Origin of the sequence: Rhodopirellula baltica SH 1, assembly GCF_000196115.1 — a bacterium.
Lineage (GTDB): Bacteria > Planctomycetota > Planctomycetia > Pirellulales > Pirellulaceae > Rhodopirellula > Rhodopirellula baltica.
This window is the reverse complement of the sequence record NC_005027.1, coordinates 4,511,314-4,534,480: the sequence shown is the minus strand read 5'-3', so window position 1 is coordinate 4,534,480 and position 23,167 is coordinate 4,511,314. Positions and strand designations below refer to the sequence as shown.

22 protein-coding genes are annotated in these 23,167 nt (G+C 56.0%); 9 read left to right on the top strand and 13 right to left on the bottom strand.

The genetic code is table 11. The features are described 5' to 3' along the window. Window positions 1-64 precede the first annotated feature (64 nt). Window positions 65-1,588: a cryptochrome/DNA photolyase family protein gene (locus RB_RS17365; protein WP_011121881.1), complete on the bottom strand. Its 1,524-nt coding sequence runs from the start codon at window positions 1,586-1,588 to the stop codon at window positions 65-67. 50 nt (window positions 1,589-1,638) lie between these two features. Here RB_RS17365 and RB_RS17360 point away from each other — a divergent pair, with 50 nt between their 5' ends. From RB_RS17360 to RB_RS17345, 4 genes are all read left to right on the top strand, one after another. Then, complete coding sequence (locus RB_RS17360; protein ID WP_164922153.1) at window positions 1,639-3,000, top strand: A24 family peptidase; 1,362 nt, start codon at window positions 1,639-1,641, stop codon at window positions 2,998-3,000. Between the two features lie 33 nt (window positions 3,001-3,033). Continuing rightward, a complete protein-coding gene (locus tag RB_RS17355) occupies window positions 3,034-3,669 on the top strand; it encodes an RNA polymerase sigma factor (RefSeq protein WP_007329277.1) in 636 nt (211 codons plus the stop codon). Between the two features lie 149 nt (window positions 3,670-3,818). Continuing rightward, complete coding sequence (locus tag RB_RS17350; RefSeq protein WP_007338712.1) at window positions 3,819-4,103, top strand: hypothetical protein; 285 nt, start codon at window positions 3,819-3,821, stop codon at window positions 4,101-4,103. 219 nt (window positions 4,104-4,322) lie between these two features. Next, on the top strand, window positions 4,323-5,498 hold the full coding sequence (locus RB_RS17345; RefSeq protein ID WP_007329274.1) for a BON domain-containing protein: 1,176 nt from the start codon (window positions 4,323-4,325) through the stop codon (window positions 5,496-5,498). A gap of 98 nt (window positions 5,499-5,596) precedes the next feature. Here RB_RS17345 and RB_RS17340 read toward each other — a convergent pair whose 3' ends face one another. The 4 genes from RB_RS17340 to RB_RS17325 all read right to left on the bottom strand — a co-directional run bounded on the left by RB_RS17340 (window position 5,597) and on the right by RB_RS17325 (window position 9,641). Beyond that, the gene (locus RB_RS17340) at window positions 5,597-6,850 is read right to left on the bottom strand and encodes an RNA polymerase sigma factor (RefSeq protein ID WP_011121878.1); all 1,254 of its coding nucleotides are present in this window, start codon (window positions 6,848-6,850) and stop codon (window positions 5,597-5,599) included. Further along, window positions 6,847-7,206 carry a YciI family protein gene (locus tag RB_RS17335; protein WP_231845731.1) on the bottom strand — a complete coding sequence of 120 codons (360 nt, stop codon included), beginning with the start codon at window positions 7,204-7,206 and terminating at the stop codon, window positions 6,847-6,849. Before RB_RS17335 ends, RB_RS17340 begins: the two co-directional genes overlap by 4 nt. A gap of 112 nt (window positions 7,207-7,318) precedes the next feature. Next, entirely contained in the window at window positions 7,319-8,224 is a 906-nt protein-coding gene (locus RB_RS17330) for a phosphatidylserine decarboxylase (protein ID WP_164922152.1), read from the bottom strand. Window positions 8,225-8,330: 106 nt separating this feature from the next. Then, window positions 8,331-9,641, bottom strand: coding sequence for a DUF3472 domain-containing protein (locus RB_RS17325; RefSeq protein ID WP_011121875.1), 1,311 nt, complete (start codon window positions 9,639-9,641; stop codon window positions 8,331-8,333). A gap of 445 nt (window positions 9,642-10,086) precedes the next feature. On the opposite strand from RB_RS17325, the gene RB_RS17320 reads away from it, so the two are divergent. After that, complete coding sequence (locus RB_RS17320; protein WP_007329269.1) at window positions 10,087-10,368, top strand: peptidylprolyl isomerase; 282 nt, start codon at window positions 10,087-10,089, stop codon at window positions 10,366-10,368. Window positions 10,369-10,384: 16 nt separating this feature from the next. Beyond that, window positions 10,385-10,927 carry an AlkZ-related protein gene (locus RB_RS17315; RefSeq protein ID WP_007329267.1) on the top strand — a complete coding sequence of 181 codons (543 nt, stop codon included), beginning with the start codon at window positions 10,385-10,387 and terminating at the stop codon, window positions 10,925-10,927. Between the two features lie 109 nt (window positions 10,928-11,036). Here RB_RS17315 and RB_RS17310 read toward each other — a convergent pair whose 3' ends face one another. Together RB_RS17310 and RB_RS17305 are read right to left on the bottom strand one after the other, a co-directional pair. Then, window positions 11,037-12,491 (bottom strand): sodium:solute symporter family protein, encoded by a 1,455-nt coding sequence (locus RB_RS17310; protein WP_011121872.1) that lies wholly within the window; start codon window positions 12,489-12,491, stop codon window positions 11,037-11,039. A gap of 14 nt (window positions 12,492-12,505) precedes the next feature. Continuing rightward, complete coding sequence (locus RB_RS17305) at window positions 12,506-13,672, bottom strand: type III PLP-dependent enzyme (RefSeq protein WP_007329265.1); 1,167 nt, start codon at window positions 13,670-13,672, stop codon at window positions 12,506-12,508. A gap of 572 nt (window positions 13,673-14,244) precedes the next feature. Between RB_RS17305 and RB_RS17300 the strand changes: the two genes are divergently transcribed. Beyond that, on the top strand, window positions 14,245-14,799 hold the full coding sequence (locus tag RB_RS17300; protein WP_011121869.1) for a Fur family transcriptional regulator: 555 nt from the start codon (window positions 14,245-14,247) through the stop codon (window positions 14,797-14,799). Window positions 14,800-14,859: 60 nt separating this feature from the next. On the opposite strand, the gene RB_RS17295 is transcribed toward RB_RS17300, so the two are convergent. From RB_RS17295 to RB_RS17270, 6 genes are all read right to left on the bottom strand, one after another. After that, window positions 14,860-15,330, bottom strand: a complete 471-nt coding sequence (locus RB_RS17295; RefSeq protein ID WP_007329468.1) for a hypothetical protein — start codon at window positions 15,328-15,330, stop codon at window positions 14,860-14,862. A gap of 8 nt (window positions 15,331-15,338) precedes the next feature. Continuing rightward, the gene (locus RB_RS17290) at window positions 15,339-15,800 is read right to left on the bottom strand and encodes an acyl-CoA thioesterase (protein ID WP_011121867.1); all 462 of its coding nucleotides are present in this window, start codon (window positions 15,798-15,800) and stop codon (window positions 15,339-15,341) included. Window positions 15,801-15,817: 17 nt separating this feature from the next. Beyond that, window positions 15,818-16,096: a 30S ribosomal protein S18 gene (gene rpsR, locus RB_RS28160; protein WP_231845729.1), complete on the bottom strand. Its 279-nt coding sequence runs from the start codon at window positions 16,094-16,096 to the stop codon at window positions 15,818-15,820. A gap of 269 nt (window positions 16,097-16,365) precedes the next feature. Beyond that, window positions 16,366-16,959 (bottom strand): Uma2 family endonuclease, encoded by a 594-nt coding sequence (locus RB_RS17280; RefSeq protein WP_164922151.1) that lies wholly within the window; start codon window positions 16,957-16,959, stop codon window positions 16,366-16,368. A gap of 44 nt (window positions 16,960-17,003) precedes the next feature. Then, on the bottom strand, window positions 17,004-17,687 hold the full coding sequence (gene nadD, locus RB_RS17275) for a nicotinate (nicotinamide) nucleotide adenylyltransferase (RefSeq protein ID WP_164922150.1): 684 nt from the start codon (window positions 17,685-17,687) through the stop codon (window positions 17,004-17,006). A gap of 69 nt (window positions 17,688-17,756) precedes the next feature. Beyond that, complete coding sequence (locus RB_RS17270; RefSeq protein WP_011121863.1) at window positions 17,757-19,643, bottom strand: thioredoxin family protein; 1,887 nt, start codon at window positions 19,641-19,643, stop codon at window positions 17,757-17,759. 362 nt (window positions 19,644-20,005) lie between these two features. Between RB_RS17270 and RB_RS17265 the strand changes: the two genes are divergently transcribed. Both RB_RS17265 and RB_RS17260 read left to right on the top strand, forming a co-directional pair. Then, window positions 20,006-20,431, top strand: a complete 426-nt coding sequence (locus RB_RS17265; RefSeq protein WP_011121861.1) for a BlaI/MecI/CopY family transcriptional regulator — start codon at window positions 20,006-20,008, stop codon at window positions 20,429-20,431. Continuing rightward, a complete protein-coding gene (locus tag RB_RS17260) occupies window positions 20,428-23,166 on the top strand; it encodes a M56 family metallopeptidase (RefSeq protein ID WP_164922149.1) in 2,739 nt (912 codons plus the stop codon). The genes RB_RS17265 and RB_RS17260 overlap by 4 nt, the downstream gene beginning before the upstream one ends. The last annotated feature ends 1 nt before the right edge of the window (window position 23,167 follow it).

The window sequence follows — 23,167 nt, the reverse complement described above, 5'->3', positions numbered from 1 at the left end:
TTCCAACCTGAGTTCCGCGCAATCACAGGCTGAAAGCCTCTGCCACTTGATTTTCGCTCTGTCCCTACTTCTTGTTCGATCCGGCGAACCGCTGGAGGTACTTGGTGAGCTTGAGCTTTTTGCGGGTGCTGTCGCTGGTCATGTAGCGGACGCTGCCGAAGACGGGACGCTTGGGACCCCAGGCTCGGTCGGTGCGGCCGAGCACCCAAAGGATGCCGCAGTATGAGTTGGGATCGCGACCATCCAGCCCATACTTGTTGTTCAGGTGAATCATGAACTCAAGAGCTTCTTCGGGCGTTTGGGTCCAATGCAAAATCTTCTTGCCCCATAGCATTCGCATGTAGTTGTGCATCTCGCCGGTTTCCACCAACTCACGCTGCGCCGCGTTCCAAATTTCGTCGTGCGTCTCGGCATTCTCAAACTCCGCCAGCGTGTAAAGATGGGGACGCTCGTCATCACGCGTTTCATTCAGAGTCTTCTGCGCCCAATCCGGCAACGATTCCAGCGAGTCATACGTGTCTGGATTTTGGAACGACCAATTGAATCCGATCTCTCGCCAGGTCAGCAGTTGATCGAGCAAGGCTTCCGCGTTTTCGCCGACGTTCCAAAAGCTATGGTTCTTGCCGTTGGGTTTGGACGTTTGGTCTGCGGACCAACCCTCGTGTTCCAAAATCGAAGAAACCATTTCGTGCGCCGAAATGTGACCGAAGTGCAGATGAGGGCTCAGGCCCGTCGTGGCGTGTTCATCGGGATGGTTGCGGTCGTCGTTGTAGCGAGACAGTTTCTTGTTCAAAAATTCTTGCCAGCGACGGGTGGCTTCCACCGTTCCGCCGGGCGTCGCTTGGGACGGACGAACCGAATGATCGATTGGAATTTCCGACAAGCCATCTTGGCCGAGCAGCTTTTCTAAATCAGCGGCAGGCCATTTGGACAGGATCTTGGACGGGAGCAATTTCTTTCGGCGTTCTGCCATCGATTCGCCATCGGGGCAGGGCAGGGCAGGGCGGTTGCTGTTTCGATCCAGTGGGTTGGCGAGTGGCAACTGCTCGAGCGCGGGCAGAATGTTTTTCTGCATGAATCGCCGGTAACTGTGTGCGACCGTGTAAGTCTTCTCAGCCGCTCGCAGTGGGAGAACTCCATTGGAATCGATCAATTCCAAACGGGCGGGCAGTTTGTCCTTCACCGCGTCGATCATGTGCGGCAGAAAGAAACACGGGTATTCATCAGTGACGACCGTGCAAGCGTGTTTGGCGAGTCGGTGAAGCAGTGGCGAGCCGACACCCGGTTTGGGTTCAACGTACGGGTAGTACACCACCGGCAATGATTCCGCCTCCGCAGCGTTGTCTCGCATGCCTTCGATGATGAACCGGTGGATCCGGTCGCTGGCCCATTGGTAGCGAACTCGCAGGGGTTCGAAGATCAGCAGCGGTTTTTCAAATTCGAGTGCCCGGTCAATCGCATGTTGCAACGCGAAATTCCAGTGCAGCCGCCGTTGGGCGATCAGCCAATAAACGACGTAATCCCCCTCATGCCGGGGCGGGTGGTCGTTGGCGAATTGATGACGCTGGGGAGGGAGCGTGGAAGTCATGAGCGATGGGGATTGGATGGGAGTCGTCAGTTCGGGGCTTGGCTAGTAGAGTGTGCGGACACGCCAAGGGCCATGCAATTTTGTCGCGACGACGCTCACCGTATCGAATTCTCGCCGTTTGCTTGCTGATCGGGTATCTGCTCGCATCGGCGGCTTATGTGTGGTTGTCTGCGCTGTGGATCTCGGGGGCACACCCGCATTTTCGCGTGGTCGATTTGTTGATGCCGCGAGCCAATGACGTGGTTATTTTTACGTTTTTCTTGGTGGTTGGGGCGAGCGTCGGCAGCTTTCTTAATGTGGTCGTTTGGCGATTGCCTCAACGTTTGAACGTGAACGGCCATTCGTTCTGTCCGAGGTGTCGCAATCGGCTTCGGGCTCGTGACAATGTGCCGATCTTTGGTTGGTTGTGGTTGAGCGGGCGATGCCGAGATTGCCGGCTTCCGATTTCGTCACGCTACCCGATCGTCGAAACGTTGGTCGGGATCACATTCGCTTTGGTTGGTGCGACTGAGTTGACGCGTTGGAGCTTGCCATATTTCGGTGATTCGGTGCGGCCGAATTGGATGTGGACACCGATTGTTGACGCTGATTTGTTGACGTTGATCCTGTATCACGTGGTGGCGTTGGCAACCGCTTGGGCGATGGGCCTGATACGCTTTGATGGAAAAGCGTTGCCCTCACGATTGACATTATTCGCGGCAGTGACGCTGATTGGCGGGATGTTTGCGTTTCCGCAAGCGATGGTCGTTCCGTGGCAACTCGTTGGTGAATCGATGCCGGCGGGCATTGGCACTTGGCCGCCGAGCGGGTGGATGACGACTGGTGCGGAATGGTCGGTGACTTTGGTTCAAATCGGATTGCGTTTGCTAACATCGCTCGTGGCGGCGGGCTTTTTCGCTCGTGTGTTGGCAAAAAGTTTTTGTCCATCGGCGGACATGAAAATGGATCCCCTTGGATCATCAACGAAGAGGTTGATTGATTTGATGATTCTGATCGCGGTGCCCGCGATCGTGGTGGGCTGGCAAGCGGTGATGGGCGTGATATTGCTCGCGGCGGTTTTCGCGAAGATTCTTGGTATGTGTGAATTCGCCCAATCACGAGATTCACTGGGACGTTTTGCTGTCAGTTTGCCGGTTGCCACGAGCGTGCAATTGTTGCTGTGGCGGGGTTTGGTGGCGTCTCAAGTGTGGCCCAGCGAGCAAGCATCTCAGGTTGGGTTGATTGTTTCGTTTTTCGGAGTTCTAACGATTCCGTTGTGGTTGGATGAAAACGGGGAATCGTTTCCTCCGATGGGCGATGAAAGTGGCAACGGCGGAGTCTCGGATCATTTCGATGAGGACGTTCGAGAGGCTCAGGCATCCAGGAAAGACCCAGATGCTTTGCAACAGGGCGACTCGTTTGAGTTAAACTGACTACCCAGCGAACGATCATCAAGTTGAGGGGAAGTGGACGAAGCCAGCTCGAACCGAAACGAACGCACCGCGGCGAATCTCGCGCCGACTGACGAAGGGGCGTTGATCGAAGCGGCGCTGTCAGGTGACGCGTCCGCCTTTGAAGGCTTGGTGATCCGTCACCAAGACCGGCTGCATCACGCCATGATTCACGTCACCGGTTCGGTCCATGATGCCGAAGAAGTGACTCAAGAGGCCTTCATTCGGGCATTCGTTAAACTGGACACGTTCCAGCAAAATAGCCAGTTCTTCACTTGGTTGTATCGAGTCGCGTTCAACATCGCTTTGTCGCGAAAGCGCCGCCAGAAGGTTCGCCTCTCGCTGGACCAGCAGCGCGAGGAAATCGGCGAAGAAGTCGTTTGTGGCGGCGAGGCCGTCGATGCGAACATGATTCGCCAGGATGACGTTTCGTTGGTGCAATTGGCTCTGCGGCAACTCAGCGATGAGCACCGCAGCATTCTTGTCTTGCGAGAGATGAACGAATCTTCCTATGAGGAAATGGCTGAGATTTTGGAACTGTCCATCGGTACCGTTCGCAGCCGATTGAATCGGGCTCGCAAGCAATTGCGATTGGCGATCGAACAGTTGCGAGAACCTGAGTCAGAATCCTCGGGCGAACCGAGCTCCTGAGCCGGTTGGTTGACGAAGTGGTTTGTGGACCAGGCGATTCCGAGCGGGTTTTTCGACCCAACACGAGGCCAATATTTCAGCTTGTTCTGGCAAAAGACAACTGACACCTCTTTCCCGACCGTTCCTTGCTCGGTCTTGGGGGGACAACCATGGTCGATCCCACTCCGCACCCAAACGTTGGCAAACATCTCGATGTTGTGCACGACGTACGCGATCAGTCCAACGCGTCCGATTCGGCTTCGGGACGTGACGGAACGCCGGGAAACCCACGGCCGTTCTTAGGCATTCAGTTCCGATGTTGCCAAACCTATGGTCGCATTTACCGCAACGACCAGCGAACCGCGTATCGCGGCGGATGCCCCAAGTGCGGCGCGAGGATGGAGATTCCGATTGGCAGTGGCGGGACGAACAAGCGATTTTTCTCGGCCGGTTGAATTTGAATTGAGCCCGTTTGCGCCGCGGTTTCTCTTTCGCCGTCGATCGTGGTGCGCGTCGATTTATCCACAAAATCGGAAAAAAACTGCCGTTCAGGCCTCGTTACAACCGAAACAGTCCATAGCACCGATCGGACCGGCTGTCGGCCGTTCCTTTTTTGCCACGAGCACGGCGGTCGGTGAATGACACCTCACAAAGGACTGTAGGGAGGCATTTCCATGCGACGCAAATATTTTGGACTGGCGATGGCCGCGATTGCCACGCTGGGGCCTGCTCAGGCCTTTGGCGGTGATCGCGAGATCGCACAACAAGTCATGCAACGGCTCAAAGTCAGCCGTGATGCAGGCCAGCTGAAGAACTTCAACCTCGACATGAAAGTCAACGACGGCGTGGTATTGTTCCGCGGCACCGTCGATGGCTCGGAGCAACAAGACTTGGTCTTGGCCGCTTTGAAAGACGTCGACGGCGTTGTCAATGTTGTTAACGAACTCGAAGTTCTCGAAGCAAAGATTTACAAACCCAAAGCCGCTGCAATCGCAGCTGTTGAGCCAGCTGAAGCGTTTGACTTCAAAGGTGCTTTGGAAACCGAAGCTCAAGAAGTTGTTCCTGGTACGGTTTCACCAGTCGCCGGCGAAGCAGCCGCTGACTCGCAAACTCGCACCGTGGCTGCTTGGGAAAACGCTGGCGGCGAAGCCAACAGCGACGAAGCAATCACGCAATCGGTCGCCGCTGCTTTGGGCAAAGCCCAATCGGTCGGTCACTTGAAAGACTTCGGCGTCGACGTCAACGCATACGACGGCATCGTCGAAATCACCGGCGAAGCTGCTTCGGCATCGCAACGTGAACTGATCGCCGAAATCGCTCGTCACGCTCCTGGAGCACGCGGCGTTCGCGATCTGATGAGCGTGAAGGCTGGTTCGAACACCGGTTTGGTTGCAACACCTGCTTCTCACCGCACCGGTGGATTGCAGCCTTTGCCACCAGCTAACCGTGGTCAAGTCCAAGCTCGTCCCGTTTCGTACGGACAAGCTGGCGGACAAATGATCAACGGCGAAATGGTCGTGCCCGGTAGCATGGTGACTCATGGAGCCGGCGTGCCAGCAGCACCTGCACCAATGGCTCACGCACCTGTCATGGGACAACCCGTTCCAATGGCTCCTGCCGCACCCGTCGGAGCACCTCGCTACGATTCGCCAAACCTGCCGAACTACGCATGGCCAGGCTACGCAGCGTATCCAAACTACGCTGCACTGACGTACCCACAACAGTACAGCCCATCGGCTTTCCCATACATCGGACCTTTCTACCCCTACCCACAAGTTCCTTTGGGATGGCGTAAAGTCTCGCTCGAATGGGACGATGGTTGGTGGTTCTTGGACTTCACTGACAAGTAGTTCAGTCAAGTCGTCCAGCCAATTGATCCAGCGGGTCACTTGATCCAAACGAATCAACGAATAGCCCTCGCAAGTTCTCTTGCGAGGGCTTTTTCGTTCTACGCCTGTTGTAGCTTTCGCAGTTTCGTTTCGACCAGTTGTTTCTCGTGATCAGCTTTGGCTTTGGACAGCGCGATCAGATAGGCGTCAATTGCCTGTGAGGTGTGGTTGCCCAGTTCATGCACTCTGGCGATTGCACAATCCAGCAACAAATAGGTCTGCATTGCACCGGATTGCTGGAGCGTTTGCAGCTCTTTCAGTGCCTCGTTGATCTGGCCTGCTTGAGCCCTCGCGATGGCTCGGTTGAGTTCGTAAATCGGCGACCGGTGGATCTCAAGCAGGCGATTGTAAAAACGAACGATCGTTGACCAGTCGGTGGCTTCTACGCTTGGGGCGATGCAGTGCTGCATCGCGATGGCTGCTTCCCAGTGGTACGTAGTCGGCGAATCAATCTTCGAGCCAGCCAGCTCATGTTGCGCGATGGTGATCAGTCGCCGATCCCATTTCGAACGGTCTTGGTCCTCCAGGAGAATCACGTTGCCTTGTTCGTCGGTTCGTGATTCCAAGCGGGCTGCTTGAAACAGCATCAGTGCCAGCAGAGCTTTCGTGGCGCGCGAGCCATGTTCGCTTTCGCTCAGCAGATGACACAGTCTTGCTGCTTCTTCGCAAATGTCATCTCGGATGGGCTGGGATCCGTGTGAGGTGTTGTGTCCCTCATTGAACATCAGATACAGCACATCGTGAACGACGCCGCGGCGCTGTGCAATCTCGTCAGGGCTGGGCAATTCCACCGCGACATTGGCTTCGCAGAGTGAACGTTTGGCACGAGCGATTCGTTTTTTGATCGTCTCGAGTGGCAGCAACAATCCGGCAGCGATTTCGGCGTACCCAAAGCCACAAAGTGTTTTCAGCGTCAGCGCGATCTGCGTCTCACGGTTCAGAGTTGGGTGACAGCAAACAAACATCATCCGCAGCAAGCTGTCGGGCAATTGTTCTTCGCTTAGCCAGTGATCCACGGTGTCCTCTTGGACGTCCAGCGATGGTCCCGCCAAAGAGATCGCTTGTGCCAACGTCTTTTCGCGGCGCAATGCATCCAGGATTCGGTTCTTGGTGGCGCGATGGATCCACGCAGTTGGATTGTCAGGCACTCCGCCTTGCTTCCACGCGTTCATCGCCTCTAGCATGGCGACCTGAACCATGTCTTCGATCAAGTTGATTCGACGGATCCCAAAGGCACGAGTCAGCACCGCAATCAAATGGGCGGACTCGTGCCGAAAAAAGTGCTCGACCAAATGGCCGCTTGAATCGGTCATGCTTCTTCGGGCTGGCCCACATTCGCCAATTCGCGAACTTCGATGGCACCTTTGTGATGGATGATCGGTGACGTCTTGGCCAGTTCCACTGCGGCGGCGAGATTCTCGGCTTGAACCATCGAGTAGCCACCAACCAATTCTTTCGACTCGGTGAACGGCCCATCCGTGACGGACAGATCCGGATTGACGGTTGCGCCTTCGGGTTTCAGTCCGTCGCCACCATCAAGCAACCAACCGGCTTTCATCCCGTCTTGGATCCAGTCCATCCACCGTTGCATGACTTTTTGCATCTCGTCCGGAGAGGCGTTTTCCATCTCGTCGCAGCCGCCGCGATAAACAAACATGAATTTTGGCATCGGTGTTCTTTCAAACGAAGGTTTCGGGTTCGACAGTGGCAACATAGCCACGTCATTTGTGAGGGTGACGAACCGAGAACACGAATCGGGACATCAAAATTGAAAATTTGGCTCAGATGGAATTGGCAGGTCGATTCCCCAAATGGTCGCCCATGCGAGCGTAGAGTTCGCGATGTTGGCGAGAGTTTTCAATGAGGTCCGCGTCGAATTGGATGCGGCCGGGTTCGAACAAAACCATGGTCGAGGAACCACCGAATCGGAAGTAGCCTTTTTCGTCGCCCTTGGAGATGGTTTCACCGGGCGAGTAACTCTGTTGGATGCTGCCCACGCAGGTGGCGCCGATTTCAAGCAATAGCACTGTTCCGAAAGATTCCGTTTCGAGCTGCGTGAGGCAGCGTTTGTTGCTGGTCAGAATGTGAATGTTCTGACGCAAGGCAATTGGATTAACGGAATAGAGTGGACCGTTGATCAGACGGCTCTCACCGGGGACACCGGCGGCGGGAAAGTGAAAGCGGTGATAGTCGACCGGGCACAACCGCGAAAGCAGCAGGCTGCCGCTCGCATAGCGGTCGGCGAGGGCGGAATCTTGCAGGAGCGTTGGCAGATCAAACATCTCGCCTTTGACAAACAGCCCTTCGCATTTTGATAGGTCGGGAATGCAAAGGTGACGGCCGTCGGCGGGGAAGACCACCGAGTCGGCAGCCGCATCAATCGGACGAGCTTCCGGTTTCAGCTTTCGAAAAAAGAACTCGTTGAAATTGGCAAACTCGTCCACGTCGCGGACAAACTCATCCGAGTCCAGTTCATACTCCTTGATGAACGGAGCGATCTTCTCGCGTGTTTTCGGTTGGTCCATTCGCCAACCGTACCAGTGCGAGAACAACGTTCGTTTCACGACCAGCGAAAGCGAAAGACGTCCGGCAATGGTGCCGTACGTCCATCGCAATGCCTTGTCGCCATACACTTTTTCGATGCGGTCTTCGCCGGTGTATCGGTCGTGATAGACGATTTCATCCATGAGTGATTCTTGTTTGAATGGTAGTGGACGAGGCCGCGAGTCCGGTCGCACGACCCATGCGTGGGATTCTTTGCGTCGTCCTCTACGAGAGTGGCGTTGCGATGGATCAGCGTGGCAACTGATCCCAGTTGATTTCAGGCTGCTGGCCTGCGGTGGACTTTCGTTCGAAAGTTTGATCCAGATCAACGGTCTCCGAGAAGAAGCCACAGTTCTTCAAGAAAAAGTGTTCGTCTTGGCTTCCGCCGGCATAGTCCAGTCGATGACGACCGCGAGCAGTGTTGTCACCCGTGAATTTGGCTCGCGTGATTTCGTGCCACTTGCCGTTCACATCGCAGACCCATTGGTTGCCGTAGTGAGCCGATCGTTCCAGATGGCCTTGTTCTGCTGAGAAGTTTTCGAGGAAGGAGTGGAAGCCGGTGAGGTGCTTGTCCGTCTTGGGGCGTCGGAAGGTCGCTACCAAACGCCATTCGTTCTTCGCCTTATCACCGAACCAAGATGTGTACAGCGTGTTGCCATCGCCATCGGGTTTGACTTCGGTCAGGAAACGGTATGTCTTGCCGGCTTCCCATGGGTAGACAAAGAAGCTTTGCCCGCCGGATCCTTCGTTGCCAAAGTCCTTGGCGATCACACCGTCGCCTTTTGCAAGCGTCTCGACTCGGTCTTCGTCAGGAATCTCGTTGGGGTTGTCCGTGCGGAAAGGACTCCAGATGGAGAACAGGACTTTGCGTTCGGTGGGGCTGTTGACCTGCATGCCGAAGTAGCCTTCGCCAAAACCGTTGGCCATGAAGTAGGTGCCCATTTGGTCTTCGCCGACGGGGACCATGATCTCGCTGTAGGCGTAGGTCAGATCCGTGCCTCGTGGTAATCGGTAGGAGAGGTGGACTGATGGACCTCGGCGTCCCCAATAGAACATGTTGCCATCGTTCGTTTGTACATAGTCGAGTTGCAGGTCGGCGTCGTCGGATGTCACCACCAGATCCGTGATTTGTGTGGATCCAGAAGGGTTGCCCCCGGCTGCCGGCGCGAGTTGCAGGTCGACCCGAACGTAGCCCGCATTCTCGACCTGAATTTCGCCGAGCGGGTAGGTCTTGGCGGATCCTGGTTGCAGATCACAGGAGAGCTTGGTTTCCTCGACGGTCGCGAGGATTGTCGCGGGGTGATCGCTCGCGTTGCCTTTCAGTCCTAGCTCGAGCGTGTGAGCGTCATCGACGTGAAAGTAGACGGAGTGGACTTCGCTCGAATCGCGGAGTCGTAGGGAGCCACCGCGTCGCATCGACCGACCGCCGGGTTCAGGCTGAGTGCGGAACGCGTTGCCCGCCACCGGCACGGACCACTCTTTCGCGGAGGAGAGTCCCTGCGAGGTCAGGAGTGTGACAAGGCTGATCAGGAGTGGTTGAAAAACAAGTCGGGAAATCATGGTGTCGATCGGGTGAGACGGCGTGGGCAGGAACCAAGGAATCTTTTCGCGAGTCGGGAAAGAGGCTGCGTTGAATCCGCTTGGGACGGGATTTCATCGAGCCCGCCACTCTTTCGCTCCGATGGATGGTCTCGCGGCATTCGAACCTATCCCATATCGAAACCATGCTGCAAGCAGGCGGGAAGCAGCAGCGGGGCACACCACTTTATCAAGCTGCAGCAATGAGCCGATGGCCGTTAGGCCCGGTGGCGTCGTGGAAACTGGTGCGAACGCACTTCGGCGAAGATTCCGTCGTCCGACAAACGGTTCGCCCTGAAAGGCGTCTTCAGCAGGGGTTTTCGAACTGCAGCGGGCAAGCCACCATGGTGGCCGAAGCTGGCGAGCGACTTTCGACCTCCGCCGGGCCCCTTACCACCCCACGACGGAACACAACCCAAGAGACATCATGGCCACTGCAAGTGCACGACATATTCTCGTTGAAACCGAAGAAGCCTGTCAGGATCTGAAAGATCAGATCGAAAAAGGACAGGATTTCGGTGCCATCGCCGCGGAGTTTTCCTCCTGCCCGTCCGGCAAGTCCGGTGGAGCGTTGGGAACGTTCAGCCCTGGCCAAATGGTTAAAGAGTTTGACGAAGTGGTATTCAGCGGTGAACTGGGCAAGGTTCACGGCCCCGTCAAAACTCAGTTCGGCTACCACTTGATCGAGATCACGCAGCGCGTCGATTGATTCGAGAGGCGATCCCATGATCAAGACGTTTGGACAGGCTTATAAGTTTGTGCTGAAGAGCAAGGTCTGCACCGTCTTCGGCAGCAAGAACTCGCCGTACCCGTCGTTGTGGGACAACACCGATTTGTCGGAAGACAAACCCAAGGCGGGCGGTTGGAGCCCCAAGGTGACGGCCGTCTGGGATTGGAAGACTCGCATCCCGCAAACCTATCCCGCGGAAGTTTTCTACGGGAAGGTGCGCGGCGGGGACGCGGTGTTGATGGAAATGCAGCACTTTCGTGAAGTGCATTATGCCGAGGCGTACCAGCCCGTCCACGAATTGGATGTCCTCTGCCAAGAAATCTTTGAGCTGATTCGTTTGGAAGCGGATTACACCGGGCCGCTTCGCAAGCGTGCGATCGAGCGATTGGCGTGCACGAAAAGCCAATTCGACACGGCACTCAAAAAACTGCAAATCAGTTTGAACGTCGTGCGTTCCAACGACCCGAAGATGAAGAACGACTTCTGGTTGCCAATGCGAGAAGTCCATCTCGATATCGTGCAGCAGCACGAGCGGTGAAGTCCCCTAAACCGTAGGTCAGGTTGTACCTGACGTTCCCGCCGATGCTTTGGAACAAAGCGAGTCGTGAACCCGTTCGCAAAAATGGCGAACACACGCGATCAGCAAGTCAACGCTGCACAGCATCAGGCCGAATGTTTTCAAATTTGTCCAGCAGCGAAACGACCACCATTGCGAGAAAGCTGGCGGCGAGCCCCATCAGTTGCGAGGGGATCAGGAATTCGGGCAACATGTATTCGAACGCCAACCAGGTTGCCACGCCGGACACGATCGACGCCATCGCTCCCCGAGTGGTCGCTCGTTTCCAATAGAGCCCAACGGCCAAGGGAACCAGGGCACCAACGAGCGGCACGCTGTACGCCTGCTGGATCATTTCGTACATCGTGTTGTTGCTGGTCAAGGCTTGGTGCAACGCCAATGCACCAAACATCAGCAAGACGATTCGCAGCCACCGCAACATGTTTTTGTCGTCGAGGTCGGACCGAAACGGACGGATGACGTTTTCGACGATCAGGCTGCTCGGTGCGAGCAACGTGCCACTGGCGGTAGATAGAATCGCCGAGACCAGAGCACCTAGAAAAACCGTTTGCACCCAGAACGGGGTGGACTGTATGACCGCGTGCGGAAGTGTTCGCTGGACTTCGCGGAGGTCGTCGCTGTTGAATTGTTGCAAGTGATCCGGATCGATCACGACCGCCGCGTACGCGATGAACATCGGGACAAATGCGAACATGCAGTAGAACATCCCACCCAGCAAGGTTCCCGTCATGGCGGTGCGTTCGTCTTTCGCGCTGGTGACACGCTGAAAGACATCCTGTTGCGGGATCGAACCCAGGGCCGCGGTCAGGAATCCGCCAATGTAGATCCACCACTGACCGGATTGCCCCCAGTCGGGAAAGACCTGCAGACGCCCCGATTCGCGAGCGGACTCGATGACAACGGATACACCGCCGGCCGCATGAGCCATGTACACCGACACCACCAACAGACCGATGATGATCACGAACGTTTGAATCATGTCGGTCAAAGCCACCGACCACATGCCGCCCATCACCGTGTAAAAGGCGACGATGGTGAAACCGATCACGATGCCGTTGTTGATGGTCAATGTTTCGTAGCCGATGCCTTTGCCAAGGACCGAAATCACCAAACCAAGTGCGGTGAGCTGAGCTGCGGCCCAGCCCAGATACGATGCGGAAATCACAACGGACGTCAAAACCTCGATCGAGCGTCCGTAGCGTTTGCGATAGAAATCGCCGATCGTCAACAAGTCCATCCGATAGAAGGCTCGTGCAAAGAACAACGCAACGAGCACCAAGCAGATCGAAAACCCAAACGGGTCGCCCGGGATGGCACGCAGTCCTTGCCCGGCAAAGGTGGCCGAAACCGAAAGCACGGTCTCGGCACCAAACCAAGTTGCGAAGACGCAAGCGAAGTTCATGTAAAGCGGAAGCGAGCGTCCCGCGACCATGAAGTCCTGCGCATTGCCGACGCGTCGGGCTGCGAGCAACCCGATCGCGATCGTGAGAAGCAAATAGGCCAGGACGGCGGCGATCAATCCCATCGGCGTGTCGTCCGTCAGTCGATTGCGACGCTGTTGGCCATCGGCAATCCATTGAAAGGCGATGCGCTGGCGGCAGCGTAAGCACCCATCGATGGAACCAAGACCAATTCACCGACTTCCAAATCAGGAAGCCACTGATCACGCGAAACGATATCGGTGGAGTCGCAGGTTGGACCGGCGACCACGCAAGGAACGGTCTCTCGTGAGCCATCGTTTTCGACCAGCAACGGGAAGTCCGTGTGGTCGAAGATCTTGCCCGAGAACGATCCGTAGATGCCATCGTCGAGGAAGAACCAAGGCAATTCCCATCGACGGCTCTTCCCGATCACGCGAGTGATCAGGGTCACGCTTTCGGTGCACAACCCGCGGCCTGGTTCGGCGATCAAACGAATCGGCAAGTCGCCGAAGATCTCTCGCAGTCCGTTGGTGATGACTTCGCCAAAGGCTTCGATTGAAGGCGCGTCTTCGCGATACGGAGCGGGGAAACCGCCACCGATGTCGAGGACTTCCAAGTGGTGTCCGGCTTTGGTGGCTTCGTCCCAGACTTCGCGAACGCTGCGGAGCACTTCGACATAGTCTTGTGGGTTGAGGCACTGACTGCCGACATGGAACGAGAACCCGCGGACTTTCAGGCCTTTGGCTTTTGCCGTTGCCAATAGTTCCAGCGCTTCGTGCATGGGGCAACCGAACTTCGCCGACAGGTTGATTCGGCTGGAGGCTCCGGTCGTTGCCAAACGCAACAACAAGTTCACATCGGGAGTCAGTCGGCGAATCTTTTCCGCTTCGATTGGGTTATCGAAGACGAACCAGTTCACGCCGGCTTCATAGCATTCCCAAAGGTTTGCATCGGTCTTGCATGGGTGCGTGTGCAGCATGCGGTCTGGCGTGAAACCAGCGGCGAGTGCTGCCTTCAATTCGCCAGGCGAGCAGACGTCGATGAATGCATTTTCGCCGTTGAGCGTCGACAGGAAATGCAGGTCCGGGTTGGCTTTCGCCGCATAGTAAAGATCAACACCTGGCAGGGCGTTCTTCATCGCCCAGTAGGTTTCGATGGCTTTGGATCGTGATACGACAAGCAAAGGTGTGCCGTGTTTTTCAGCGAGCTCTTTGGCGAGGTCGAAGGAAAGGTTCGGCTGAGCCGTTCGGGCGTTGGGTGCGCGCAGAATGGTCGATGCGATCATGCGGCTGGGGTGCCTCCAATTGGGGACCAAGGTCAGTTGAGAAACGAAATACAGTCAAAACTTCGAAGCCCGGTGGCTTCGTCTGAGGGTTCCGATGGAACCCTGGCCGACTTCTTCTTCGCTGTTATCGAGCCGCGTCCTGGGCGCAATAACGTGTTGACCTTGGGGAGATCGCAATGGAGGTTGCGGCACCTTGCGGTATGGCAACGTTGTGCGTTTGGAGTGGGCGATTCCGCTAGGAAACGTCCTGCCAACACACTTCCGCCGCGCCCGTGATGGGCGAGACCTGGTGTCGTGCTGATTGAACCGCAGTGAGTCGGTTCGCATCACTGAAATGTGATTGCACGCTCACTGTTTTTCAATCGGCTGCGGAAGATATCGACCGCGAATCCAAAAGTCGAGAGCGGAAATGACGATTTCCGTCGATTGTCTCGTTGCAGCGTGATCCACCCAGTCCTGCGGACGGAGACCGAGACATCGGCCCCGTTGATCCGCGTTTTTCGCGAGTCCTGGTGATTCTGCGTCGGTTTCGCAGGGCTCCGCTCGGGACAAATCTGGACGGGGCTGCTATAGTGGCTTGCAAGCATTTCTTCTCTCTTTCTCAGCGGTCCGTTTTGTCTGACGTGTCTTCGGTTCCCGAATCTCTCGAACGTCTCGAGGTGGCTTTGACCCCTCAGGAGCGTTTTGAGGAGTATTTGCAGAGCAAAGGCCAGCGGCAGACGAAGCCTCGTAAGTTTCTCGTTGAGAAGATCTTCTCTCAGCACGCCCACTTTGATGCCGATGAGCTGATCGAGAAGTTGCCTCGCAAGGGCGAGCCCAACTACGTCAGTTCAGCGACGGTGTATCGGTCGCTGCGGGAGTTTGTGGACGCTGGATTGCTGAATTGCTTTCAGCTCGATGGCCGCACGGTTTACGAACTGGATTACGGCTACCCGCCCCACGATCACCTGTACTGCACCCGTTGCCGCAAATTGATCGAGTTCCGAAGCGAGGAACTGATTGCGACGCGAGACGAAGCGGCCGCGAAACACGGTTTTCGCGTTTCTGGGCACCGGATGCTGGTCAGCGGTGTGTGCCGCGAATGCGGGAAGAACCGACGCAAAAAACGCAAGCAAGACTTGGTCTGAGTCGATTTGCGGCGATTGGATTGGCCGCGGTCGCGTTCACCTTCGTTCCGTCTTCGCCGATTAAGCTTCTTCGGGAAGTTCGGCCATTCGAATCTGTTGCAGGATCGCGTTGAAGACCTGTTCGGCGGCTTCGAAATCCGACATTTCGGCTTGGAGTTGAGCCAAGATGCGTCCCGCGATGGGCATTTGTTCGCGAGTCGGGGCAGGGGCGTCCAGCAGCACCACGCGCGACATCACGACGAGGTCCAAGTAGTAGAACCGGAGGTCAACGGCGCGTTCGCCTTCCGTGGCACCCGGCAGTGTGACGTTGTCACGTTCCAGGTCTTCGTATTGGCCTCGGAGCATTTGGTCGATTTCACCGAGGACGACTTCGTCTTCTCGGGTGATCGGCAACGTTTCCAGCGACACAAATCCGCCGCCGGGCAGATCGAACGTGGCTCCCTGGTCGCCTTCGTCTTCGGCTCGTTCGACCAGCTTCCAGTTGTCCGGGTACAGCAGTTTCAGGCCGAAGCCTTCGAAAGTTGCGGGCATGTGTTTGTTCAGTCGTTTTGAGGGCCAGACAATCGCTGACGCAGGTCATCGGGCACGTTGGTTTTGACCAGTTTGCCGCCCGCTTTCAGGTCGCAACACACGGCGGTGATTTTGCCGGTGGCGATGCGGCGGCCTTCGCAGGTCAGTTCGAAGCGATAGCTGATGCTGGACTGGCCGATTCGGTCGACGTGCAAATCGATTTGCAAAATGTCTTCGAATCGGGCGGGCCCATGAAAGTCGGAACTGGCGGCGACTCGGGGCCAAGTCAAGCGTTCCTCGGATTCATGGTGCGGCATCACAGGGATGCCGACCGATCTCAGGAACTCATGCTCGGCCGCTTCCATCATCGGGAAGAAGGCCGAGAAGTGGACGATTCCAGCCGCATCGGTGTCTCGAAACTCGACGCGGCGTTGGGTCTGGTAGACCGGAGCCCGCTGGGTGGGGGCTCCGTCAGAGGCAGAATCGTTCACTGATTTGCCGATTTGGCTTATTCGCCGACGTATGGCAACAAGGCCATGAAGCGGGCTCGTTTGATCGCAGCCGTGACAGCGTGTTGGCTGGCAGCGGTACAACCACTTTTGCGACGGCCCATGATGCGTCCTTGACGGTTGACCATCTTGGACAGCAATTCGAGGTCCTTGTAGTCAACGTACATCGGACGTGGACGATGGCCATCGACGAAGATGGGGTCCTTGCGACGCGTGCGGCTGCGGACTCGGGAGCGTTTGCGGGCACGGCTACGCGTGCTCATTGGACGTGGAGGCATGAAGCTTTTCGAAAATATCGAAGGCGAATGGACTGATTCGGCCGGAAAACCAACGTCTCCGGCTCGCCAATGGTGTCCCGTGAACGCAAAAAGGTCGCGATCGCGGGCCACACAGTGTGCCGAGATCGGCGTTTCCACGCAATCCCTTTTGCCTATTCTGCCCGATAAAGCTTTTCTTGGGCGATCAGTGTCCGCACAGGATGCGGAACCTGAACCCGGATGCTCCGTTCAGAGCAGACTCGCTGGCGAGGGGCGCATTGAGCTCTGAGTCATTTCACCAACGGATCGGGGCGATCGAACTGGACCCGGTGATAAACTTCTGTCATCGACAGGTTCAGCTTCAAGGCGTCGATCCGCAATTCGTTCTCCAGTCCCCCCGCTTCACGAAGCGTCCATGTGTGGTCGTCTCCACGGGTGAATGATTCAACTGCTGGTCGATCTTGCGCGACGAGCACGTATCCTTTCAAAGATGGAATGCGTCGGTAGTGTCTCGACTTGGTGCCTCGGTCGTATGCCTCTGTGCTTTCCGAAGCGACTTCGATCAACAAAGTCGGATTTTGCAGGGTGTCCAGTTGGTCGTCGCGAAATTTGGGTTCGTCGCAAGCCACGACCACATCGGGGTAGGTGTACAAACCAGTGGCTTCAATCTGGACCCGCATGTCGCAGGGGTAAACTTCGCAGGGACCATCGAGCAGCGCGTTGCTTAGAACCCGGATTAGGTTTGTCACGATCAAGTTGTGTGCTCGCTTCGCGCCGCCCATTGCAAAGGTTTCGCCGCCGAAGTACTCGCTCTTGAACGAAGCCTTTCGTTCTTGGTCAAGGTATTCCTGTTCGGACAGCAGTGGGATCGGATTGGTCGACATAGCAGATCTCAGTTTCGACACGCGGGGAATCGCAGGCAACTTTGCTATCGTACCCGGTACATCTTTTCATTGTCGATCAACGTCGCGACCGGGTGTGGCACGCGGAATCGGATACTCCGTCCGGTCGCGATGCGATTCCGAAGGTCGCTGCTGCTGATTTCGATCTGGGGCATCTGGATCTGAGACTCGCGAATCCTTTGGATCTGCGTTTCGTCGGTCATTCCGTCCAGGATCGAGTAGTCCGGCGGAGGGTCCCCGCCGCGAGCGATCACGGCCAGGTGGCACCGTTTCAGAATTTGCTCGGGTTCTCGCCAGCGGTCGAAGGAGGCCAGTGAATCGGCTCCGATGATCAGGTACAGCGGGCGGTCAGGAAACTGTTCCTGCAGATATTCCAGCGTCAGCAGGGTGTAGCTGACGCTGTCTTGCCGAAGTTCCCAGTCGTCGATGACAAGCCCGGATTGTCCGCTGAGTGCCAACCGCAGCATTTGCAGACGGTGCTCGTTGCTGGCCACGGGGCCATGAGGTTTGAGCGGGCTGGTGGCCGCCGGGATCCAACGCACGTGTTCAATCGGCAATTGTTCGAGAGCCGATTCGGCCATCCATAGATGCCCGACATGAACCGGGTCGAACGATCCACCCAGAATTCCGATGCCGTGATTCGATTGAGGGGTGGTTTCAGATGCTGACACGGAACGGCCTTCGAAGGTTTCTAGCTTGAATCGAGACAAGCATAACTTCGCAAAAGCGAAGCGGGCAGGTTGTCTCACGCGCAATGCGTCAACGAAGCCCCGAGACGATTATTGTCGATCCGCGATGTGTTTCTTTTGGTGCCGAATCAACTCGTTCAGTTCCCCCATCGTTTCGCAGGTGCATTGGAAGTGACAGATCAACATTTCGTCGGTTGAGTCGGCGCCCCACGAAACCGGTTTGGGTGGCGAGTTCGGGTTCAACGGGTTGTTCGCTGAATTGTCATACCAAGCATCCACGTGAATGATTGTTCCCTTTTTCAATCGCACAGGTTCGGCAAACGAGTACTTGCCTTGCCAATTGAAATCCCAATCTTTGATCCACAACAATGGCTTGGTCTCGCCGTCAGGTGATTTCGACCAAACTTTCATTTCCCGGCCAAAGAGATGCATGTGCGGCACCGTGTCCAGCAACACGGTGTCGACGGGCAAGGTGTACGTCGCGCGTTGCAAGTGATGCTCCGCCCCCGGCGGGATGCGAATTCGTTTGTTGCCAACCTGTATTTCGGTGACCATTTTTCTGGCCGACGGCGGCGCAAAGTACAGGCCGATTTTTGACTTGTCTTGATGCGGTTTGCCGGTCGTGACGTAGTGAATTTCCGCCACGATGTCGCTGCCTTTGGGAACCAAACGTCCCATTCCTTCGGGCAATGGTCGCGGGCTCATTCCCGGGAACCAACTGCTCAGCGTTCCTTCGGGTTCAAAGCGCGGCCCGCCAAAGCTGGAGTAGCCCGGCGCCGGATCCGATTGGTCCAGTCGCCGCCCCTTTCGTTGGGTGTCCAAAAAGAAACTGGCGTGATGAACAGATTGAGGTGTCCCCGGATGAAAGTCGATCGCGTTGACCAAGCGATGTTCTTTCAAACCAGTTGGGATGACGAAGTACTGCCGAACGTCGGGACCACTGGATGGAATCGAGAACGTCTCGCTCATTTCCAAAATCATATCCGGTTCACCCAGTGGCCAACCATTTGATGGCGGCAAAGGGGCCGGAAGATCCTTCGGGTCGCCCGCCGGTTTGCCATCGCGAACCCAAACGTTCAACAAAGACATCTCGTGGTTGGTCAATCGCAGTTCATCTTGGAACCGCGTGAATCCGGCGGCCGGTTTCCATGGGGGCATGAAACGCGAATGCGTCACCTCTAGTATTTGGTTGGCATGACCACTGACGTCGTTGTAAGTCAACAGCGGAAACGGAGCCGAACCGTTTTGGCAATGACACCCCGCGCAGTTTGCTTGAATGACCGGCGCGACATCGCGTGCGAAGGTCACTTCGCCTTCGATCGCTTTGTTTGGTGGATCCTCCAGCAAACACCCGATGGGTTTGGTCCGCGGCACATCCACCGCGCGTCGAGCGATGACTGCGCGGATCGCATCTCGCAAATAGGAATTAGCGGCGTGATCCTTCTTGCGACCAACTTGGACATGCCGATCGTCAATCGCACCGTTGTAAAGCATCTCGCCGGTCGGCCGAATCAACATCGCTTGGGGCGTATGGGTTGGCGAGAGAGCCAAACGCAATTCGCCCGAACCGTCAAACAGCACCGGGAACTCAACTCGATAATCAACGCTGTGCTTTTTCGCGTCCGAACGTGTCACCGACGGATCGGAAATCACGCCTATCAATTCGATGCCTTGTGTCCCGTATTCCGATGCGTAGCCATTGAGCAACGGCAGATAACCGTTGCTGATCGGACAATGCGTGGACAAGAAGACGACCGCGACGGCCTTGGTCTCGTTGGATTGGCCCAGCCGAATTAACCGCCCGTCCAGGTCGAGACCTTTCAGCCCATCAGCATTCGAAGTGTCTTGAGCAAACGCTCGATGGGAAGCGAAAAGCATGCAAACCAGGAGCATGCAAACCATGTTCGTGAACATCAAACCAATGCGTCGACCGCGAAACGAACCTTTCGCGGCCCCTTGGATTTGATCGGGAACCATGCACCCACTTCATGTTGGCGGCAACGTGGCACGCCGAATGGCATGCAAGACAAGGCTGGTTAGTGTACAGGACTGGCGCCCGCGAATGGGAATTATCCATTGCGGACGCGAATACTCCAAACGTCCTGGACGTTGAGTCTGTGTTGCGATGGTCGCGTATGACCTGGGTTTTGCTTCGTGGAAAACGGTCAAGCGTCGGGAACCGAACCGGTTTGTCACGAGCATCAGCACCTCCGAAATGCACGATCAAAATCCGCCATCGCCGGCATGTGTCCCCCGAAAGTCCTTGACTCTCAAATGTATGGTGCTACAAATGTAGCACCAAGCCTCGGAGACAGCCTATTCACCTGTAGAGAATCACGATGCCCGATCCAACGATGATAAGCCTTGGGAAACGTCAGCGACAAATCTATGAGACCGTCCATCGGTTGGGGAACGCCAGCGTGACAAGCGTCCGTGATGGTCTGGAAGATCCGCCGAGCTATTCGACGGTGCGAGCGATCCTGAATCGTTTGGTCGACCAGGGCTGGTTGTTGTCGGAACAAGACGGACCGCGACTGGTTTACCGCTGCACGCAAAAACAGGTTGCTGCCAAACGATCCATGGCCAAGCAGGTCCTGCAGAACTTCTTCCAAGGTTCTCCCGCCGAAGCTCTGGCCGCGTTTTTGGATGCGAGCGAGCGACCGCTCACCGAGGACGAGGTCGACCAGATGATCGAAGAGGTGCAGCGTGCGCGAACGCAAATTTCCAAGAAGAGTCAGGCAAAACCAAAAAGGCCAACGTCATGAACAGCTTGAACTTGATTTGGGCCGCTTTGGTGATTTCCAGTATCGTTTCGTTGGTGGTGATGAGCCCCGCAATGATCGCTGGTCGGAAGCGATCGCATTTTTCGGCGACCGTCGTCAATGATCTTTGGAGAATGGGCATCGTTCTGATGTTGATTCTGCCGATTGCTTTGACGCTTCGACCGTCTTCGATGGCACTTTGGGGATTCGCACCATCGAGCTTGGGCACAAATTTGCCCTCGGCGATCAGTGCGGATGACGTGTCAGTTGCCACCGGACTCAATTCCGAATTCAGCACAGCGATGGCTGGTGGCGATGTTTCAGACTCCACGAATGTCGACCGTTCGTTCGTCGGAAAAGATCGGTCCATGCCCGTGTCTGCGCTGAATTCAGCCGCGTTGGAATCATCGCCCGAAATGTTTGTGAGGCCATGGGCGATCGCGGAAACAATCTCGAATCTGGTGATGGCTGTGGGATGGGTTTGGTTCGCGATTGCCAGTGCTCTGTTGATCCGAATGTTGATAGGCTACGTCAAGGTATGGTCCATGGTCCGCGCAGCGACGGAGGTTCCTGATCCAAAGGCGATGTTCCAATTGATTCGCTTGCCAATGAAGACAACGCTGAGTCGGGCTCGATGTTTTCATTCACGAGACGTTGAGGTTCCGTGCGTGGTGCCGTGTTGGAAGCCAACCATCTTGCTGCCGCACGATTTTGAGCGTTGGTCGTCCGATGAACAAACCGCCATCTTGCAGCACGAGCTTTGTCATTTGCTCCGACATGATGTGGGGTGGCAATTCCTTGCCAATCTGTTGGTCGTGTTGTATTGGTTTCATCCGCTGGCACACCATGCTCGTCGCCAACTTCGTCGGACGGCCGAGTTTGCTGCGGACGATGCGGTTTTGAACGCGGGCTTTTCGGCGGACAATTATGCCGAGAATTTGATTCGAATCGCACGCGGTTTGACCGCTCATTCAACCGTCGCACACCTGTCGGCCGCTGTCTCGGAACACAGTGTTCGCGAGCGTGTTTTTGAAGTCCTGGATTTGGACAAGAGTCGCAATCCCACGAATCCTCGTCGACGAGTCATCGGTTGGTCGATCTCGGCGGCAACGCTCTTGCTTTTGTTTTCATTCGCACCTTCGTTCGCGACTGATCCAACAGAAGAACCAAATTGGTCGCAACGAATCGCTATGATCAGACAGGCTCATCCCTGGATTCGCCTCTCTGATTCATTTGCAGATGAAATCGAACGCCGACAGAAAATTCATCGAGGCGAACGGATTGATGTTCGCGGTCAAGTGCTCGCGAAGGATCAAACACCGGTGGCCGGCGCGTTGGTTCTGTTGCGTCAGCGGACCAACACGACTTGGATGAGAGGTTTTCAATCCTATCAGCAAGCCACGTTCGCTTATTCGTGGACAGATCAGAACGGTGCGTATGATTTGAGATCCATCCCAACCCCATGGCGAGGATGGAATCAATCGACCGCCTGGGAAACCTTGATTCTATCTCCGGATCACTGTGTTGGAACACGTGTGCATCCCCCCGGAGATTTGAAATTCGATGACAAAACGATTCTGTTGGAACCCTACCAAACTATCTCTGCACGGTTTGTGGATGCCAACAATCAACCTCTCCCAATGCAATTGAATCTGGCGGTGCTCGTTGATGGACGTGAGACGAGCCAAAGCTTCAACTCATTGGATTTCTATGACATGAACTTGATGGGGAGTGAGCTTCCCGGATTGATGCAAGCCAATGAAGCAGGCGAGGTAACGATCGGTGGCTTGCCGCCCAATCGCTTGGCAGTCTTCAATTGTTTTTCTCCAACAAATGAATTGTTCTCCTTCGCGTCCCAGTCGACCACGATGCTTCGCATCGCAACGTCACCCGCCGGAGTACGCGATCCATTGATTCCACTGTCGAATTCGCGTGGGTCTGGGGAGGTGCATCCGTTCGTTGAAAACGGTGTGGTCATGCAAACAAACGAAACCATTGAGCAACTGGGTGGCCTTCGTGAGGAACGCCTCCAATTGGTTCCAGAAGTTTTTGGTGCGACGGATCGTCGATGGGGAATGCAATCTGATTGGGTTCGAGGGCGATCCAAAGATGACATCACCGTTGACTCACGCGACTATCGGGTTGTGAAGGTGAAGGTCGTGGACGCTGAGACGAAGCGGCCGCTTCCCAGCGTGTACGTCGACTGGTGTGACGAGCGTCGAAGGCCAATTCGTGGGCCTGAGGATTTAGACGGCCACTTTCCGCACACACTGACCGACGACGAAGGTCACGCCGAGCTGGTCGTTCCAATCGAAGACGTCAAAGTGTTTGCAGCGGGGCGATACCTCGGGTACCAAACGGCCTACGATCGACTCCACGCGAATCCCGCCGAACCCACGTCCAATCCTCCTTTGGAGCAATGGGTTCGTTCTCTCACTGCGTCAACGGAGGACAACGAAGTTACTTTTGAGCTGCAGCCGGTTACGCCACTGACAGTTCGGTGCATGGATACCAACGGCGATCCTGTGTCGGCGGACATCGCGGCAACGGATCTTGCCGGAAGCGTTAACGGCTTTTGGAAATCAGCGACGAATCAGTCTGGGATTGCTTCGGTGCCACTTTTACCGACCTTTGAGTCCGTCCGCATCGACGTGCAAGCAGGCGACCTCGCACCACAAAGTCGCACTGTCGACATTGGTCCGGAAAACTCGATCATTGAGTTCATCTTGGCGCCGTAGC

What these genes read in the sequence shown, in the direction of transcription:
- RB_RS17305 (WP_007329265.1), bottom strand. Translation starts at nt 13,672, where the DNA reads ATGATCGCATCGACCATTCTGCGCGCACCCAACGCCCGAACGGCTCAG.
- RB_RS17335 (WP_231845731.1), bottom strand. Translation starts at nt 7,206, where the DNA reads ATGCCAAAATTCATGTTTGTTTATCGCGGCGGCTGCGACGAGATGGAA.
- rpsR (WP_231845729.1), bottom strand. Translation starts at nt 16,096, where the DNA reads ATGCCTCCACGTCCAATGAGCACGCGTAGCCGTGCCCGCAAACGCTCC.
- RB_RS17280 (WP_164922151.1), bottom strand. Translation starts at nt 16,959, where the DNA reads ATGTCGACCAATCCGATCCCACTGCTGTCCGAACAGGAATACCTTGAC.
- RB_RS17330 (WP_164922152.1), bottom strand. Translation starts at nt 8,224, where the DNA reads ATGGATGAAATCGTCTATCACGACCGATACACCGGCGAAGACCGCATC.
- RB_RS17325 (WP_011121875.1), bottom strand. Translation starts at nt 9,641, where the DNA reads ATGATTTCCCGACTTGTTTTTCAACCACTCCTGATCAGCCTTGTCACA.
- RB_RS17315 (WP_007329267.1), top strand. Translation starts at nt 10,385, where the DNA reads ATGATCAAGACGTTTGGACAGGCTTATAAGTTTGTGCTGAAGAGCAAG.
- RB_RS17365 (WP_011121881.1), bottom strand. Translation starts at nt 1,588, where the DNA reads ATGACTTCCACGCTCCCTCCCCAGCGTCATCAATTCGCCAACGACCAC.
- RB_RS17320 (WP_007329269.1), top strand. Translation starts at nt 10,087, where the DNA reads ATGGCCACTGCAAGTGCACGACATATTCTCGTTGAAACCGAAGAAGCC.
- RB_RS17345 (WP_007329274.1), top strand. Translation starts at nt 4,323, where the DNA reads ATGCGACGCAAATATTTTGGACTGGCGATGGCCGCGATTGCCACGCTG.
- RB_RS17310 (WP_011121872.1), bottom strand. Translation starts at nt 12,491, where the DNA reads ATGGGATTGATCGCCGCCGTCCTGGCCTATTTGCTTCTCACGATCGCG.
- RB_RS17265 (WP_011121861.1), top strand. Translation starts at nt 20,006, where the DNA reads ATGCCCGATCCAACGATGATAAGCCTTGGGAAACGTCAGCGACAAATC.
- RB_RS17260 (WP_164922149.1), top strand. Translation starts at nt 20,428, where the DNA reads ATGAACAGCTTGAACTTGATTTGGGCCGCTTTGGTGATTTCCAGTATC.
- RB_RS17295 (WP_007329468.1), bottom strand. Translation starts at nt 15,330, where the DNA reads ATGCCCGCAACTTTCGAAGGCTTCGGCCTGAAACTGCTGTACCCGGAC.
- RB_RS17270 (WP_011121863.1), bottom strand. Translation starts at nt 19,643, where the DNA reads ATGGTTCCCGATCAAATCCAAGGGGCCGCGAAAGGTTCGTTTCGCGGT.
- RB_RS17340 (WP_011121878.1), bottom strand. Translation starts at nt 6,850, where the DNA reads ATGACCGATTCAAGCGGCCATTTGGTCGAGCACTTTTTTCGGCACGAG.
- RB_RS17350 (WP_007338712.1), top strand. Translation starts at nt 3,819, where the DNA reads ATGGTCGATCCCACTCCGCACCCAAACGTTGGCAAACATCTCGATGTT.